Source organism: Cellulomonas oligotrophica, from assembly GCF_013409875.1.
GTDB lineage: Bacteria > Actinomycetota > Actinomycetes > Actinomycetales > Cellulomonadaceae > Cellulomonas > Cellulomonas oligotrophica.
On record NZ_JACCBK010000001.1, the window covers coordinates 3,032,077 to 3,047,239 of the forward strand.

16 protein-coding genes and 1 riboswitch are annotated in these 15,163 nt (G+C 72.2%); of the genes, 6 read left to right on the plus strand and 10 right to left on the minus strand.

The window, feature by feature from the left end; genetic code table 11:
- Positions 1 to 29: 29 nt before the first annotated feature.
- Positions 30 to 941 carry a HesA/MoeB/ThiF family protein gene (locus BKA21_RS13845; RefSeq protein ID WP_179625382.1) on the minus strand — a complete coding sequence of 304 codons (912 nt, stop codon included), beginning with the start codon at positions 939 to 941 and terminating at the stop codon, positions 30 to 32.
- Between the two features lie 183 nt (positions 942 to 1,124).
- Between BKA21_RS13845 and BKA21_RS13850 the strand changes: the two genes are divergently transcribed.
- The 3 genes from BKA21_RS13850 to BKA21_RS13860 all read left to right on the plus strand — a co-directional run bounded on the left by BKA21_RS13850 (position 1,125) and on the right by BKA21_RS13860 (position 3,719).
- Positions 1,125 to 1,361 (plus strand): heavy-metal-associated domain-containing protein, encoded by a 237-nt coding sequence (locus BKA21_RS13850; RefSeq protein ID WP_170209052.1) that lies wholly within the window; start codon positions 1,125 to 1,127, stop codon positions 1,359 to 1,361.
- A gap of 145 nt (positions 1,362 to 1,506) precedes the next feature.
- Complete coding sequence (locus tag BKA21_RS13855) at positions 1,507 to 2,172, plus strand: ABC transporter ATP-binding protein (RefSeq protein ID WP_140459653.1); 666 nt, start codon at positions 1,507 to 1,509, stop codon at positions 2,170 to 2,172.
- Positions 2,169 to 3,719 (plus strand): ABC transporter permease, encoded by a 1,551-nt coding sequence (locus tag BKA21_RS13860; RefSeq protein ID WP_140459654.1) that lies wholly within the window; start codon positions 2,169 to 2,171, stop codon positions 3,717 to 3,719. Before BKA21_RS13855 ends, BKA21_RS13860 begins: the two co-directional genes overlap by 4 nt.
- Here BKA21_RS13860 and BKA21_RS13865 read toward each other — a convergent pair.
- The 5 genes from BKA21_RS13865 to BKA21_RS13885 form a co-directional block, all read right to left on the minus strand.
- Positions 3,710 to 5,104: an FAD-dependent oxidoreductase gene (locus BKA21_RS13865; protein WP_140459655.1), complete on the minus strand. Its 1,395-nt coding sequence runs from the start codon at positions 5,102 to 5,104 to the stop codon at positions 3,710 to 3,712. The two genes, BKA21_RS13860 and BKA21_RS13865, sit on opposite strands and share 10 nt — an antisense overlap.
- A gap of 54 nt (positions 5,105 to 5,158) precedes the next feature.
- Positions 5,159 to 6,601: a 4Fe-4S binding protein gene (locus tag BKA21_RS13870; RefSeq protein ID WP_140459656.1), complete on the minus strand. Its 1,443-nt coding sequence runs from the start codon at positions 6,599 to 6,601 to the stop codon at positions 5,159 to 5,161.
- 35 nt (positions 6,602 to 6,636) lie between these two features.
- On the minus strand, positions 6,637 to 7,212 hold the full coding sequence (locus BKA21_RS13875) for a hypothetical protein (protein WP_140459657.1): 576 nt from the start codon (positions 7,210 to 7,212) through the stop codon (positions 6,637 to 6,639).
- A gap of 221 nt (positions 7,213 to 7,433) precedes the next feature.
- Positions 7,434 to 8,591, minus strand: a complete 1,158-nt coding sequence (locus BKA21_RS13880) for a YVTN family beta-propeller repeat protein (protein ID WP_179625383.1) — start codon at positions 8,589 to 8,591, stop codon at positions 7,434 to 7,436.
- Positions 8,592 to 8,722: 131 nt separating this feature from the next.
- Positions 8,723 to 9,637: a F510_1955 family glycosylhydrolase gene (locus BKA21_RS13885; RefSeq protein WP_140460718.1), complete on the minus strand. Its 915-nt coding sequence runs from the start codon at positions 9,635 to 9,637 to the stop codon at positions 8,723 to 8,725.
- A gap of 247 nt (positions 9,638 to 9,884) precedes the next feature.
- Positions 9,885 to 10,066, plus strand: a riboswitch (cyclic di-AMP (ydaO/yuaA leader).
- 2 nt (positions 10,067 to 10,068) lie between these two features.
- On the opposite strand from BKA21_RS13885, the gene BKA21_RS13890 reads away from it, so the two are divergent.
- Entirely contained in the window at positions 10,069 to 10,884 is an 816-nt protein-coding gene (locus tag BKA21_RS13890; protein WP_140460717.1) for a C40 family peptidase, read from the plus strand.
- A gap of 16 nt (positions 10,885 to 10,900) precedes the next feature.
- Positions 10,901 to 11,161 carry a hypothetical protein gene (locus tag BKA21_RS13895; RefSeq protein ID WP_140460716.1) on the plus strand — a complete coding sequence of 87 codons (261 nt, stop codon included), beginning with the start codon at positions 10,901 to 10,903 and terminating at the stop codon, positions 11,159 to 11,161.
- A gap of 11 nt (positions 11,162 to 11,172) precedes the next feature.
- On the opposite strand, the gene BKA21_RS13900 is transcribed toward BKA21_RS13895, so the two are convergent.
- A complete protein-coding gene (locus BKA21_RS13900) occupies positions 11,173 to 11,688 on the minus strand; it encodes a DUF2269 domain-containing protein (protein ID WP_203793559.1) in 516 nt (171 codons plus the stop codon).
- Positions 11,689 to 11,757: 69 nt separating this feature from the next.
- Between BKA21_RS13900 and BKA21_RS13905 the strand changes: the two genes are divergently transcribed.
- Positions 11,758 to 12,917 (plus strand): IS3 family transposase gene (locus tag BKA21_RS13905; RefSeq protein WP_140460715.1). Its coding sequence is split into 2 segments (ribosomal slippage): positions 11,758 to 12,007 and positions 12,007 to 12,917, totalling 1,161 coding nucleotides; the frame shifts between segments, so codons are not numbered across the junction.
- A 377-nt stretch (positions 12,918 to 13,294) separates the two neighbouring features.
- Here the strand turns inward: BKA21_RS13905 and BKA21_RS13910 are convergent.
- The 3 genes from BKA21_RS13910 to BKA21_RS20220 all read right to left on the minus strand — a co-directional run bounded on the left by BKA21_RS13910 (position 13,295) and on the right by BKA21_RS20220 (position 15,051).
- Positions 13,295 to 13,447 (minus strand): hypothetical protein, encoded by a 153-nt coding sequence (locus tag BKA21_RS13910; RefSeq protein ID WP_170209130.1) that lies wholly within the window; start codon positions 13,445 to 13,447, stop codon positions 13,295 to 13,297.
- A gap of 108 nt (positions 13,448 to 13,555) precedes the next feature.
- Entirely contained in the window at positions 13,556 to 14,038 is a 483-nt protein-coding gene (locus BKA21_RS20215; RefSeq protein ID WP_140460714.1) for a heme-degrading domain-containing protein, read from the minus strand.
- Positions 14,039 to 14,088: 50 nt separating this feature from the next.
- Positions 14,089 to 15,051, minus strand: a complete 963-nt coding sequence (locus BKA21_RS20220) for a hypothetical protein (RefSeq protein ID WP_140460713.1) — start codon at positions 15,049 to 15,051, stop codon at positions 14,089 to 14,091.
- Between the last annotated feature and the right edge of the window lie 112 nt (positions 15,052 to 15,163).

The window sequence follows — 15,163 nt, forward strand, 5'->3', positions numbered from 1 at the left end:
CGCGAGGCGCGCGATGCCTGCGACCGCGATCAGGGCGCGACCCCGCGCGCGGCGATCCTGCTGGGGCGCGACAGCTGGTGCACGTCGAGGACGATGCGCCGACGCACGCGCCGTCCCTCGAGCAGGTCGAGCGCGACCCGGGCCGCGATCACGCCGAACGCGCCGGCGGTGTACCCGAGCTGGGGGAAGTCGACGTCCTCTCCCCGGGCTCGGCGTTCCAGCGTCGGGATGATCTCCGGCGGCAGCACGTGGAGCGGGACGACACGGGCGAGGAACGGCAACGGCTCCAAGGGCGTCGGACGATCGGCCCCGAGCCGACCTCCGAGCACCGCGACGCGCGGGTCGCGGTAGTCGTGGACGAGGACCATCTGCACCCCGGCGATGTCGTAGCCGGAGATCACCGGGACGCCCCGCTCGTGCGCGCGGACGTGCAGCAGGCGCTTGCACGACAGGGCCCGGCTCGTGGTGACGTCGATCCCGTCGATCACGAGCGCCGCTCCGTCGAGCAACGGCTCGACGGTCTCCGGGACCACCCCTCGGGTTTCCACCTGGATCGCGGCGTGCGGGTTGATGGCGCGAGCACGCGCGGCGAGCGCCACCGCCTTGTTGACCCCGACGTCCGTGAGGACGCCGTTCTGGCGGTTCAGGTTGTGCAGCTCGAACGTGTCCGGCTCGGCGAGCCGGAGCGTCTCGGCGCCCAGCCGGACCAGTGGTTCGACGACCGCGCCTCCGATGGAACCGCAGCCGGCCACCAGGACTGTCGCGGTGCGGAGGTGCTGCTGCTCGTCGCCGGCGATCAGTCCGCGGTTGCGCTGCGTGAGGTGTTCGTAGAACTGGTCGTGCTCGCGTCCCGCGGTCATGTGTTCCGGTCGGCGCGCGACATCCGTCTCGCTCACGATTCCCCCTTGTCCGTTTTGTCTGTCGGTGACATCCGACCACACGAGCGGTTCGTCGGACTGCGTCGGCGCAGATCTTCAGGGGACCTTCATGACATTGATGCATTCTTGATCGGAGATCCTTGAGCGGACCTTCACCGCACGGAAACGAGAATGCGAGAAGGGCACTCGTACTGTCGTTGCATGCCGGTGACCGTGCCGGCTCCCGTCCAGCGAGCAGGTGCGTCCATGACCACGACATCGTTCGTCCTCGAGGGCCTGACGTGCTCGTCGTGCCTTGCCGAGGCGCTCGAGGCCATCTTCGAGGTGGACGGCGTGACGCGCGTCGCCGTGGACCTCGTCGCCGGTGGTGGCTCTCCCGCAGTCGTCGACGGCTCGGCCCCGCTCACGGTCGGAGATCTGCGCGCCGCCGTCGGACGGGTGGGCTTCGGCCTCGTCGAGCTGCCGCCGGCCGCAGCGCGCTGATTCTCCCGACGCTGATCTCGGTTGCGTCCGGAGCGACGTTCCCGCTTGACGAGATCTTTACCGTAAAGCAGGGGAATCACCGAGCCGTGGGGTGCTACGGTGTTTTTCAGATACCACCCCGGGGTACCCAAGAGGGGCTGAGATCATGGACGCCATCGCGCAGTCCACTCGCACCGCACGAGCCGTTCTCGCGGCGCACGCCATCGACAAGGCGTACAGACGAGGTGCGTGGCCGGTCCGCCGCGTCGTGCCTGTCCTCTCGGGCGTCAGCTTCTCGCTGCAGGCGGGGGAGATCGTCGGGCTCGTCGGCGAGAACGGGTCCGGCAAGTCCACCTTGATGAAGATCCTCGTGGGGGCCCTCGCGCCGGACGCCGGAGAGGTCGAGCGCGTGGCCCGGCTCGGCTACTGCCCGCAGGTGCCCCAGCTCTACGAGCGACTCACCTGCGACGAGCACTTCGAGCTGTTCGGCCATGCCTACGGGATCGACGCCCGGCAGGAGCGGGACGCGAGGCGCGCCCTCTACGAGTCACTCGGCTTCGGGCGCTACGCGGGAACGCGCGTCGGTCAGCTCTCGGGCGGCACCGTCGCCAAGCTCAACCTCGGCCTCGCACTACTCGCCGACCCGGACGTGCTCCTGCTCGACGAGCCCTACGCCGGCTTCGACTGGGACACCTACCTGCGCTTCTGGAACCTCGTCGCAGAGCGCCGGGCGACTGGGCGCAGCGTCCTGATCATCAGCCACTTCGTCGCCGACGAAGAGCGCTTCGATCGCATCCTTGACCTGCGCGACGGACGGGTGGTGCCGCGATGACCCTCGCCCTCGTCTTCCGGTTCCTGGCCGACTACGTGCGCAACGGCACGAACCTTCTGGTTCTGGTCCTCGTCCCGGTGACGTTCGTCGTCGCGGCGGCACCGACGCTCGCCGACGCCGCCCAGCTGCTGGGTGGACAGGGCGGCGCCTTGGCCGTCGACGTGGTCACCGCCGGGTGGGCCTCCGCGTTCATCGCCGCGCTGGCCATGTACTTCCAGGTCTCGGGCGGCCGTCAGGCCGACCACCGCCTGGCGCTCGCCGGGCTGCCCGCAGGGCGCCTCGCCGTGGCGCGCGCGCTGTGCGGGCTCGTGATCGCACTCCTCGCGTCGACGGCAGCTCTGCTGGCTCTGTACGCGACCTCCGGACTGCAGGACGCCGGCCGGGTGGTCGTGGGCACAGTCCTCTTCGCCGTCATCTACCTCGGCATCGGGGCCGCCGTCGGGTCCTGGGTGCGCAACCCCGTGAACGGCACCGTGCTGATCCTGTTCCTGTGGATCCTCGACGTCTTCTTCGGACCCACGCTGAGCGGGTCGACGGAGCCGGTCACGCGTGCGCTGCCGACCCACTTCGTGTCGCTCTGGATGGTCGGCGTCCCGTCCGGGCACGAAGGACGACCCGGTGACCTCGGTTGGGGCCTCGTCTGGAGTGCCGCATCCGTGGCACTGGCACTCGCGGTCCTGCGGCCGAAGACACGCATGGCAGCCCGCCGAGGGATCACTGCCGGCTCACGGATCGACCAGCTTCGCGCAGCCGTGCGGACTGGACTGCGCGAGTGGCGGCGCAATCCCGTGCTGTGGGTGCTTCTCGCGGTCGTCCCGGGAGTGTTCGTCCTCCTCGCCGACGCGATCACCCCGTCCGGAGCGACACCCGTCGTCCTCAACGAGGGGGGGACCCTCGTGACGCAGACGATGGACCCGGCTCACATGCACGCCGGCACCATGGCGCCGATCGCGGTGGCGTCCCTTGCGACCCTGGCCGGCCTGTTCCTCGCCCTCGACGCCCGCTCGGGCGACCAGCGACTGACGCTCGCCGGCATGCGCCCTGGCATCCTCGTCGGTGCCCGGCTCACGGTCGTGGCACTCGCGGCGACGCTCGCGACGGGTGCGTCGATCGCTGTCACCGCCCTCGTCTTCGAGCCGCACCAGTGGCTGCTCTACGGCGCGGCGAACCTCCTGGTGGCGCTGACGTACGCCTTCCTCGGCGTGCTCATCGGTCCCGTGCTGGGGCGCGTGAGCGGCGTCTTCGTCGCGTTCCTGCTGCCGTTCCTGGACCTCGGCATCGCGCAGAGCCCGATGCTCCGTGGGTCGCCTCCGTCATGGGCGGAGGTGCTGCCGGGCTACGGCGCCATCCGGGTGCTGACCGACGTTGCACTCACGTCGACGTTCGACGAGCGCGGCAACCTGGTGCTGGCACTGGGTTGGCTCGTGCTGCTCGCGGTGGCGGCCTGGGTCGTGCTGCGCCGCAGCTGCTCGAGCGCGGTGGGCGCGCGCCGTCAGCCGCGAGCCCGTGCGCCGCTCGCGCCGCGCCGAGCACACGCTCACGCCTGACCTCGGCTCGCGGCGAGCATGTCTTCCCGGGAGACGACCTTGATGCGCTCCCGGCCCTGCGCTGCACCCAGCGACCGCTCGTAGGCGTCGAGAAGCTCCCAGCCGGACCACTCGACGTGGTCGACGCCGCGCGCCACGAGCAGGTCCGTGACGGCTTGCGGCTCGGGATGCGCGGGTCGCTGCAGCCGGTCGAGGTCCGACACGAGGTGCTTGACCGTCTCGGCGGCGTCGGACTTGGTGTGGCCGATGAGCCCGACGGGCCCGCGCTTGATCCACCCGGTCGCGTACACGCCGGGGACGCGCTCGCCGTCGACGTCGACCACGCGGCCCTCCCGGTTCGGGATGACGCCCGCGACGTCGTCGAACGGGATGTCGACGAGCGGGGAGCCGAAGTAGCCGACCGCGCGGTACACGGCCTGGACCGGCCAGTCGTGCAGCTCGCCGGTGCCGGTGACGTTGCCGTCGCCGTTGAGCGCGGTGCGCTCGGTGCGCAGCCCGACGACCTTGCCGTCCTCGCCGAGGACCTCGACGGGCTTGTGCAGGAAGTGCAGGTGGATGCGCCGGCTCGCGGTGTTCTCCTCGGGCCCCTTGAGCGTCCAGTCCGTGAGGGTCTTGACGACCTGCTTGGTCTGGTTCGACGAGTGGATCGCCGCCATCGAGCCCTCGTCGAAGTCGAAGTCCTCGGGGTAGACGATGACGTCGACGTCCGGCACGTGGCCGAGCTCGCGGAGCTCGAGCGGGGAGAACTTGACCTGCGCGGGGCCGCGGCGCGCGAAGACGTGCACGTCGGTGACCGGCGAGGCCTTGAGCTGGTCGTAGACGTTCGCGGGGATCTCGGTCGGCAGCAGGTCGTCGGCGTGCTTGGCGAGGATGCGCGCGACGTCGAGCGCCACGTTCCCCGCGCCGAGGACGGCGACGTGCTGGGCCTCGAGCGGCCACGTGCGCGCGACGTCGGGGTGCCCGTCGTACCAGGACACGAAGTCCGCGGCGCCGTACGACCCCTCGAGCTCGATGCCCGGGATCGTCAGCGCCGCGTCGCGGATCGAGCCGGTCGAGAAGATCACCGCGTCGTAGAACTGGCGCAGGTCGTCGAGCTTGAGGTCGGTGCCGTAGTCGACGTTCGCGAGCAGGCGGATGTCGCCGCGCTCGAGGACCTTGTGCAGCGCGACGATGATCTGCTTGATGCGCGGGTGGTCGGGCGCGACGCCGTAGCGCACGAGCCCGAAGGGCGCGGGGAGCCGCTCGAACAGGTCGATCGACACCGCGAGACCGGCCTTGGACAGGATGTCGGCCGCGTAGATGCCGGCCGGGCCTGCGCCGACAACGGCGACGCGGAGCGCGCCCGCGGGGGCCTGGTGTGAGGTCTGCTCATGGGTGACGGGCATGGGTCGGCCTCCTGAGGTCGATGTGGGGGTGGAAGATCGGGACGTCGTGCTGGCTCACATGCGGTGGGCCATGGGCAGCAGGAACATCCACACGTTGATCGCGCCGAGCAGGGCGATGATCGCGACGTACGGGGTGAGCGTGGCGCGGCGGCGGGCTGCGGTGCGGTACCGGCGGTAGGCGATGCGCTTCGCGGTGTAGATCGACCCCGCGATGCCCAGGCCGAGGAGCGCGAACTGCAGCACCTGGATGGTGCCGGTGCTCACGAGTGCCGGGTCACCACTGACGCCGGCGCCGAACAGGTTGGCGACCGTGTAGTAGACCGACCCACCCTCGGCGAGCAGGTGGAACAGGTTGTGGGCCAGGTGCCCGGCGACGTCGAGCGGGATCAGCGCGTACCCGAACCGGGCGAAGTTCAGCTTCGTGTCCTCGAGGTTCCGCCGTGCCGCGATCCGTGAGGCGAGGGCGAGAAGGCCAACGGGCACGGACACCGCGACCGCGAACGCGACGGTGAAAATCACTGCATAGCTGGTGATCCCGGTGACCGCCTCGATCTGTGTGAGGAACCCGTCCCAGACCTCGAGCATGGTGATGTTCTGGATCAGGACGATGCCCATGATCGCCATGGCGAGCATCGACTGCTCGATCTTGGGCTTGGTGATGAACCACAGCTCGCTGGTCGGCTTGCGGAGCCGGACCTGGATGGCGTCGTTGGGGCAGGACTTGATGCAGTTGGCACACAGGTTGCAGTTCGCCGAGTCCTCCATGGTGCGGGGGAACGTGAACAGCGGGCAGCCGGCGACCTTGTCGTTGCCGTTGTAGCAGACGGCCTTGGCCTTGCAGGTCCTGCAGATTGCGCTGTCGGCGCGCAGCTCGACCATGCCGGTGCGGGCGTAGTTGCCGGACAGCCCACCGAGGAAGCACAGGTACCGGCAGAACGTGCGGCGCTGGAACAGGGCACCCGAGGCGATGACCGCGGTGGTGAGCAGCAGGAGCAGGACGCCGGAGCCCCACGGGGACTCCACGACGCCCCAGACGTGGTCGGCCCAGGTGATCGCCAGGAACGAGGCGTCGATGATCCAGATGCCGTAGTTCTTGAGGAAGTTCGGGACGGGCCGGTTGACCCCGACGAGCTTCTGCACCGCGTCGGACAGCGCCCCGAACGGGCACACCGCGCACCAGAACCGGCCGAGCAGCACGAAGACGATCGGGATGACCGGCCACCACAGCACCCACATGAGGGCGGTGCCCGCGTTGTCGTGCGCGGAGTCGGGCCCGGCGAGCAGCTGGTAGGCCACGAGCCCGAAGACCGCCGCGACCGGGATCTGGAAGATCTTGGGGTACCAGCCGGACCGCAGCGACCGGGCGACCCACGGGATGGTCATGAGGTTGCGTCCGACCGGGGGCGGCGTCGTGTCCGGGCCAGGTCGGACGTCGGGGTCGACGGTTGCCTCAGCCGGGGGCGGGGGCGGGGGCGGGGGCGGGGTCAGGGTGGTCATGGTCGTGTCCTTCAGGCGGTCAGGCGGTCAGGCGGTCAGGCGGTGGTCGGGGTGGCGGTCGGGCGCGGCCGGTGGCGGGGTCGGGTGCGGTCGCGGCGGCGCAGGACGGCGGCGGCGATCAGGACCGCGCCGTTGACGCCCACGAAGGTGGACAGCACCGCGGCCCGGGGGCGGGCGACGGGTGCAGTGGCTTCCTCCTCGGAGTGGCTGCCGCTCTCGCCGTGCTCTCCCGTCGACTCGCCGTGCTCGGTGCTCGCGCCGCCCGTGTCCCCGGAAGCTGGGCCGTCGGAGCCGGTGCCAGCACCCGAGTCGTGGCTGTCGTCGTGCGACGAGTCGTCACCGCTGCCGGCGTGGTCCATGCCCTCCATCGGCTCCATGCCCTCCGTGTCGTGGCTCGACGCCGTCGGCTCCGGCGCGGGCGTGCCCGGGTCCGTGTCCGCGCTGGGGCCGGGGCCGGTCGAGGCATGGTCGTGCGCGGTGCTGTCGTGCTCGGCCGTCTCCTGGTGGACGACCGTGGCCGGCGTGGGTGCCGCCAGGGCCAGGGTCGGTATTCCGACCAGGGGCAGGGCGAGAGCGACGGCCACCCGCAGCCGGACGAGAGCGGGGTGCATAGGGAGCTCCTCACGAAGGTTCTGAGTGCACGGTCGTCGCGTGCCGGCACCTGCACATGGGACCTGTAGGTCCCGGGAGGCAACCTCCATCGAAACTTCATCGAGGCTGCCGCCGACCGCGCGACCGGGACCCCACATGCGGGTCGCGGGCACGCGGAGGCGTCACCCCGGCCGGGGAGGACGGGGCTCGTCGAGTGCGAGTGCGAGTGCGGGGGCTGAGGTCAGCCGTGGTGGTCGTCGTCGCCGTGCGTGTCGGAGTGGCCGCTGTCCTCGGACCCGGTGGAGTAGTCGGGGACCGTCAGCGCAGGGGAGGACTCCGGGCGTGCGCCGGTGCGGGGGGTGAAGGAGATGCCGTTGGGGAGGTCGCCGACCGGGATCGTGGCCGTGACGGTGTTCGTGGCGAGGTCCAGCACCGAGACCGTGTCGTCGTACAGGTTGGTCACCCAGGCGACCTCCCCCGAGGGGTCGACGACGACCCCGTGCGGGCCCGACCCGGTCGTGATGGTGGCTCGGACGTCCATGATCGCGACGTCGATGATCGTCACGGTGTCCCCGGGCGCGTCGGCGGTGCCCTGGTCGGCCGACAGCAGGCTGGCGCCGTCCGGGGTGAGGAACAGCTGGACCGGGGGTGACGGCACCTCGACGGCCCCGACGACCGCCTCTCCGACCAGGTCGACCTTCGCGACCGTGCTGGTCCCGGCAAGGCTCACGTACGCGGTGCGGGCGTCGTCCGCCACGGCGACCTGCACCGGCGACTCACCGACCGGGATGGTCGCGGTGCGCGTGAGGGTGGCGGGGTCGACCACGTCGATCGTGCCGGCGCCCGTGCCCGCGACCACCAGCACGGTGCCGTCGGCGCTGGGGCGCTGGCCGTGCGGACCGGCGCTCAGGTCGACGGTCCCGGTGGGCGCCAGCGTGGCGGCGTCGTAGCGGCCGAGCGTGCCCTCGCCGGAGTTCGTCACGTAGACCGAGGACCCGTCGGGCGTCAGCACCACGTGCGCAGGGCTCGTGCCGGTCGGTGCCGTCCCGCGCAGCTCGTAGCTCTCGGCGTCCAGGGCGACGAGCGCCTGGTTGTGCCCGCTGACCGCCCAGACCGTGGCGCCGTCCGGGCTGGTCTGCACGTTGTGCGGGCTCGGGACGCCGGTCACCGTGGTCAGCACCTCACCGGAACCCGCGTCGATCGCGGTCAGCGTCCCCTCGCCCTCGTTGGCGACCCACACCGTGCCGGTCACCCCGGTGGCGGCTGGGGCCTCGGTCGCCGCCGGGGTGGCGACGTCGTCCCGGGCGGAAGGCTGGGAGCCGGTGCTGCACGCCGCGAGCAGGAGGGTGCTCGCGGCGGCGACGGTGAGCAGGATCGGGCGGCGGGTCGGGGTCCACATGGGCAGGCTCCAGTGCGATCAGGGCGGGAAGGTCTCGCCCCCGACTCTCGAGGGCGAACCCCGCACGTGCGCTGGTCGTCCTATGAAGATCCCGTTGATTTCCCCGCGGGTCTCCTGGTCAAATCGCCCGATCACGCCCCGGGCAACGGTTCGAACCCGGCAGCGAGGTCCACTGACTCCAGCACCGCGTCCTGCGTGACTGCGATCACCCGCAGGGTGCCGTCGGCCGCTCGGTGGGCGGCCACGGCCTGAGGCTGTCCGGGGAGGGTCGCGGCCGGCGCCCAGGTGGCACCGGCGTCCTCGGACAACACGACCGCCCCGTCCGGAGTCAGCCCGACGACGGTCGACGCGTCCGCCCAGTCGACGACCTGCAGCGGCGGCGCGTCGTCGAGCCTGTCCCAACTCGCCCCGGCGTCCGTGGATCGGACCGGGCCCTCCTGGCTCGTCACCACGATCGTGAGCCCGTCAGGCGAGACGTCCATCGCGAACGGCGGTACGGGGACGGCGAGGTCACCCCACGTCATCCCGTCCTCCGTGGACTGCAGGGCTGTGCCGTCGAACGCCACGACCCCCGAACCCGACGCGGTCAGGGCGTGGAAGTCCGACTCGCCCGCACGCGACAACGGGGTCCAGGTCTCTCCCGCGTCGGTCGTCTCGATCAGGCCGACGGGGTTCGGCAGGTCCGTCCCGGCGCCCGGGTGACCCGAGGCGTAGAAGTGGTCCGGCCCGGCGACGGTGAACCCCATGAGGTCGATCACCGGACCGACCCGCGTCGAACCGGTGTCGTCGTACCGGAACAGACCCTCGTGCGTGGCCAGGTAGACCAGGTCGTCGGCGGGATTGATCCCCACGCCGTGCGTGTGTGCCCCCGGTAGACCCGCGCCGTCAGCCTCATCCGCGTGCTCGTGAGCGTGCCCGTCGGAGGCCGCGGTCGCCGAGCGCGTCGGTGTGGTCGCTGAGCCGGCGCCCTCCGAGCAGGCGGCCACCGTCAAGGCCACGCCGAAGGCGGTCACGGTGGCGGTCAGGCGCCGTCGCGCGCGGTTCATGAGCTCTCCCGAGGTCGAGGTCCCCTGTCGCGGGCAGGTGCTCCGTGGCAGGCGCTGGATGCTGGGGCGGTCGACACCCCGCACGACATGCTGGGGCGGTCGGCGCACCCCGCACGACAAGGGTCGCCCGCCCAGCGCCCAGGCACAGTCGCTGTTCCATCAAGGTTTGATGAAGCCCGTGACCTCTCCGTGACTTTCCACCCGTGTGGCACCTACGATCGACGCGCCCCACCCTCCTGGGGCGGCCTGAGGTGGATCGCCGAGTCCTGCCACCACCCGCGGTCAGTTCGAGTCTCGCTGGCAGGAGCGGGGGACCCACTTGTGGGCATCCGTGCGGTGTCCTTGGGGTGAAGTCGGTCGAACGTGACCGGCCGGGCGTTCTCCAGCCCGAACCCGACAGCTCACCTCGTAGGCGTCTGGAGAGGTTCACCATGCCTTCGAGCGCCACCCGCGGCCGCCGCCGCTCACCCGGTCGCCCCACGACCTCTTTCGACGACCTCGCCACCGCGACCAGCGCGGGCCTGGCCACCGCGGGCCGCCGCTCGGCCGTGGCCGCCGCCGGGTCCGGGCTGATCCTCTCGATGGTGGCCGTCCCTGCGTCGGCCCACGGGTCGGGCGCGCACAGCGCGAGCGTCGCGGGCGTCAACACGACTGCCCTCACCGCCCCCGCGCACGCGCTCGTGCACACCTCCCCGGTCGTGGCCGCCGCCCCGGACGCCGTCTGGGGCTTCGACGCCCCCACGCTGACCGCGGTCGCCCCGCCGCCCGTCGTCGAGGCCGAGCCTGAGCCCGCGCCGCCCGCCGCATCGCGGAGCGGGGCCCGCGCCGCGGCCGCCGCGGCGGCCGAGCCCGCCGCGCAGGAGGCGCCCGCGGCCGAGGCGGAGCCGATCGGTGCTGCGGCGCCCGCGTCAGCGAACGGCAACGCGATCGTCGAGATCGCGGCCCGCTACGTCGGCGTGCCCTACCTCTCCGGGGGCAGCACCCCGGAAGGCTTCGACTGCTCGGGGTTCACGTCCTACGTGTACGCCCAGGTCGGCATCACCCTCCCGCGCACGTCCTCCGCCCAGCGCGGCGCCGGCACGGTCGTCTCCCGGGCCGAGGCCCAGCCGGGCGACCTCATCTGGTCCCCGGGGCACATCTCGATCTACGCCGGCGACAACATGCAGGTCGACGCCCCCCGCCCGGGCAAGACCATCCAGATCCGGGAGATCTGGCAGACCAACCCCACCTTCATCCGCGTCAGCTGACCCCGCAGGCGGCCAGGTGGACATCGACGCACCGCACCAGGTCACCCTCACCGGGCGTGAGCTCATGCTGCTGGGCGCCGGGCTCAAGGCGTACCTGACGTCCTTCGACGCCCACCGCGCCGTCGACGGTGGTGCCACGCACCCCGAAGCCCAGTGGCGTGAGGTGCAGCGCACCATCGGTGAGCTCATCTGGCGGCTCGAGGAAGCCGGCGTCGAACCCGGGACCAAGCTGCAGCACAGCGCCGAGGCCGTCGACCCCGCGGCCCGCGAGACCTAGCCCACCAGGTGTCAGGCGGCCCGCGCGCGCTGCTGCAGCCGCCACCCGCGGGCCGTCAGGCCCTTGGGCTTGAACACCGACAAGACCGTGGCGCCCAGCAGCACCAGCAGCGCAAGCACCACGTGCACCAACGGAGAGACCGAGCGCAGCGCGTCGGGGTCGCCGGTCGAGGTGTCGGTCGCGACCTCGGCCAGCGTGGCGAGGGTCTGGGTGTACAGGACCAGCACAAACGTGGCCACCACGGTGAGCGCCAGCTTGGTCACCACCCAGTAGTGCCGCACGAGCCCCCACACCGTGCCCAGCGACTGCACCAGACCTGTCACCAGTGAGGCGAGCGCCAGCGGCACGAGCACCGTCCACGCCAGCGCATCCATCGCGACGTACATCGCGCGCACCGTCGCGTCCTCCCGTGCAGTGATCGCCACCACGGACAGCCCCAAGAACGTCAGCACCGCCCCGGTCCACCCGACCGAGGACGTGATGTGCAGGCACAGCGCCCCCTTGCGCAGCCCCGGCGACATCCTCACCGGAGCCTGACCCGCTTCCCCGGACACCTGCCCTGAGGTGACGATGTCATCTCCGAGAGAGGAGTCCTTGTGCCTGCAGCCAAGCCGCCGGAGTTCCGGCGTCGAGCAGTGGAATTGGCCCGTAGCGGCCAGCAGCCGGTCGCGAAGATCGCGGCGGATCTGGGGATCAGCGAGTCGTGCCTGCGCCGGTGGATGACCCAGGCCGACGTCGATGCCGGCCGCCGCGAGGGTCTGACCAGCGAGGAACGCAAGGAGCTGGTCGAACTGCGCCGCCGAACCCGGGTGCTGGAGATGGAGAACGAGATCCTCAAGCGCGCCTCGGCCTACTTCGCCCGGGAGAACGTCCTCCCAAAATGACGTTCCGGCTGGTCCGTGAGCTCGCCGACGACGGGATCTCCGTCGCGGTGGCCTGCCGGGTGCTCGACGTTTCCCGCTCGGGCTTCTACGACTGGCTGGTCCGCCCGCCGTCGGCCCGAGCGGTTGCCGATGCCGAGCTGATCGCGACGATCGCGGCGGTCCACCAGATGTCGCGGTGCTCCTACGGCGCCCCGCGGGTCCACGCCGAGCTGCGCCTGGGCCTCGGCGTCGCCTGCGGGCGCAAGCGCGTCGCGAGGTTGATGCGGACCGCCGGCCTGGTCGGGGTGTGTCACCGGCGAAAGCGCCGTGGTCAGCGGCCGCTTCCAGCCCCGCACGAGGACCTGGTCCAGCGCCGGTTCGTCGCCGAGGGCCCGGACCGGTTGTGGTGCACTGACATCACCGAGCACCCCACGAGCACCGGGAAGGTCTACTGCGCCGCGGTGTTGGACGTGTTCACCCGCAAGGTCGTCGGGTGGTCGATCGCGGACTACATGCGCTCCGAGCTCGTCGTCGACGCCTTGCAGATGGCGATCTGGACCCGCCAGCCGGGCCCCGGAGCCATCGTCCACGCGGACCGCGGAGCTCAGTACACGTCGTGGATCTTCGGGCACCGGCTGCGCGCGGCCGGCCTGCTCGGCTCGATGGGCCGGGTCGCCTCGAGCGTGGACAACACGATGATGGAGTCGTTCTGGTCCACGATGCAGCGCGAGCTCCTGGACCGCCGCACCTGGGCCAGCCGCGAGGAACTCGCCGCCGCGATCTTCGAGTGGATCGAGGGCTTCTACAACCCCGTCCGTCGCCACTCCGGCCTCGGCTACCGGTCCCCGAACCAGTTCGAGGACCTTCACACCGCCGCACTCACCGCGGCATGATCAGCCAACCCGAACTGTCCGGGAAACCGGGTCAGGCTCCGCCCGACCAAGTGCCAGGCGAGTGGCATCCGCGCGACGGGAGCGATGCCAGCCACGCGTTCAGTGGCTCGACAGGTCGGAACGCCGCGTCGAGAACGAACGGTTGACGTTCTATCAGGGCGACCGCCGGTGTGCGCGGCAGGCCGCGCGTCGCGGCCGCGTCGTACAGGTACTTGCGCATCCCGCCAGCTCACCGTCCCGCCGCTCCGAGTGACACGCTTGGAGTGTGACACAAACGACACTGGCCGCGGTAGCGACCTGCGCAGAGTGACACCGTCAACTACACCTGCAAACTGTCTTGTAAACAGCAGGTCGTCGGTTCGAATCCGACAGGGGGCTCACGACGACGCCGACCGCTCGGCGTCCTGCAGGAGCAGGCGCATCTCCTGGGCGATCCCGCTCGGGGTGCCCCAGAGCCTGATGCCCTCGGGCCCGGTCTCCCACACCACGACGCCGTCCGCACCCCAGTTCGCCCAGCCCACGACGGGCATGCCGGGCTTCTCGATCTGTGCGGAGGAGCTGGGGCCGCCGATGATCGTGCGCTGCCCGTCGGGGAGCGTGACGGACGCCTCGGCGCGCGGACGCCCCGCCCCGAGGGCTCAGGCCGTCGTGCCGCGCAGGGCGTGCAGGGCCTCGACGACGAGGGCGTGGTCCTGCGCCTGGGGCAGGCCCGAGACGGTGACGGTGGCGACCATGCCGACGCCGCGGACCACCACGGGCACGCAGCCGCCGGCGGCGACGAAGAGGTACGGGTCCATGCCCAGGTCGGCCAGGCTCGTGCCGGAGCGGGCCAGGCGGCGCCCGACGAGGTAGGAGGGGTGGCCCAGACGGCGGACCAGGCGCGTCTTGCGCTCGATCCACGCGTCGTTGTCGGCGGACGTGCCGGGCAGGGCGGCGTGGAACAGGCGGTGCTCGCCGCGCTGCACGTCGATGGTCACGGACAGGCCGCGCTCGACCGCGGTGGTGCGCAGCCAGGTGCCGAGCGTCCAGGCGTCGTCGTCGGTGAAGCGGTCGAGCACGAGCTCGGCCTCCTCCGCCTCCAGGCGGGCGATGAGCGCGTCGAGCTCGTCGTGGTCAGGCACCGGGTCTCCCGTCGTCGTGGGTGTCCCGGCAGCGTACGTGGGGCGGGGGGTCAGAGCCCCGCGTCGGCCAGGCGCAGGCAGTCGCGGGCGTCCGGGTCGAGGGCGTCGGCCATGAGGGCGCCGACGACGAGGGCGTGCGCGGTGCGCAGCGCGGACCGCACCGTCACGGGGTCGGCGGTGCCGTCGGGGCCGTGCCCGGCGTCGGCGGCGGCGCGGTCGACCACCACGGTCGTCGCGTCCAGGACCGCGACCACCTGGGCGTGCAGGCGGCCGCGGGCGAAGGCCGTCCACGCGGCCTCGTGCATGGCACGCACCCACGCGTTGGCGGGCCAGCCGATGCGGGCCAGGTCCGTGACGCGGGCGCCGCGCAGGGCGTCGAGCGCGTCGTGCACGGCCGGCGCGCGCTCGCCGAGGACGCGGTCGACGCGGACGGGGCCGGCGGTCTCCTCCCCGGCCGCCCCGTCGACCGGGGCCGCGTCGCCCGGCGTCCCGTCGTCGCTCGCCCCGGCCGGTGCGGCCCCGGGGCGGGTGACGGCCTGCCAGGGGGCGGCGAGGGTGGTCGCGTGCTCGTCGGGCAGGTCGGGACCCGCCCAGCGGCCGACCGCCGCCGCCGCCAGCGCGACCGCGCCCGCGGGGTGCCGGCCGAGGCCGGGGACCGCGGCGGTGACGCCCGTGGGCCACGGGCCGGTCTCCAGCAGCAGTAGACGGGCCACGTCGCGGGCGGCGCCGAGGCGCGTGCGGGCCAGCACGGGCGGCGCCGGCAGCGGGGCGCCCTCGCCCGCGGCGCGCAGCACGTCGAACGTCGTGCCCTGGCCCGCGCCGAGCAGCTCGACGACGCCCCAGGCGACCGCGCGCTCCTCGACGGGCTGCTCCGCGGCCGCCGCGGTCAGCGCCACGCGGGCCGCGTCGTCGAGGGCGAACGCCGTGCGCAGCAGCGGCAGGAGCTCACGGGCGTGCGGGTGGCACGCCGCGTCGACGGCCAGCGCGGTGGGGGACGACAGGGTGTAGACCACGGGTCCTCCTCGCGTGCCGGCACAGGTGCTCAGCACCCAGGGTCGCACGCGGATCCGGGCGCAGCCGGACGGAACGGACACGTCCACCCGGACGGCGGACCCGCGTCCCCCG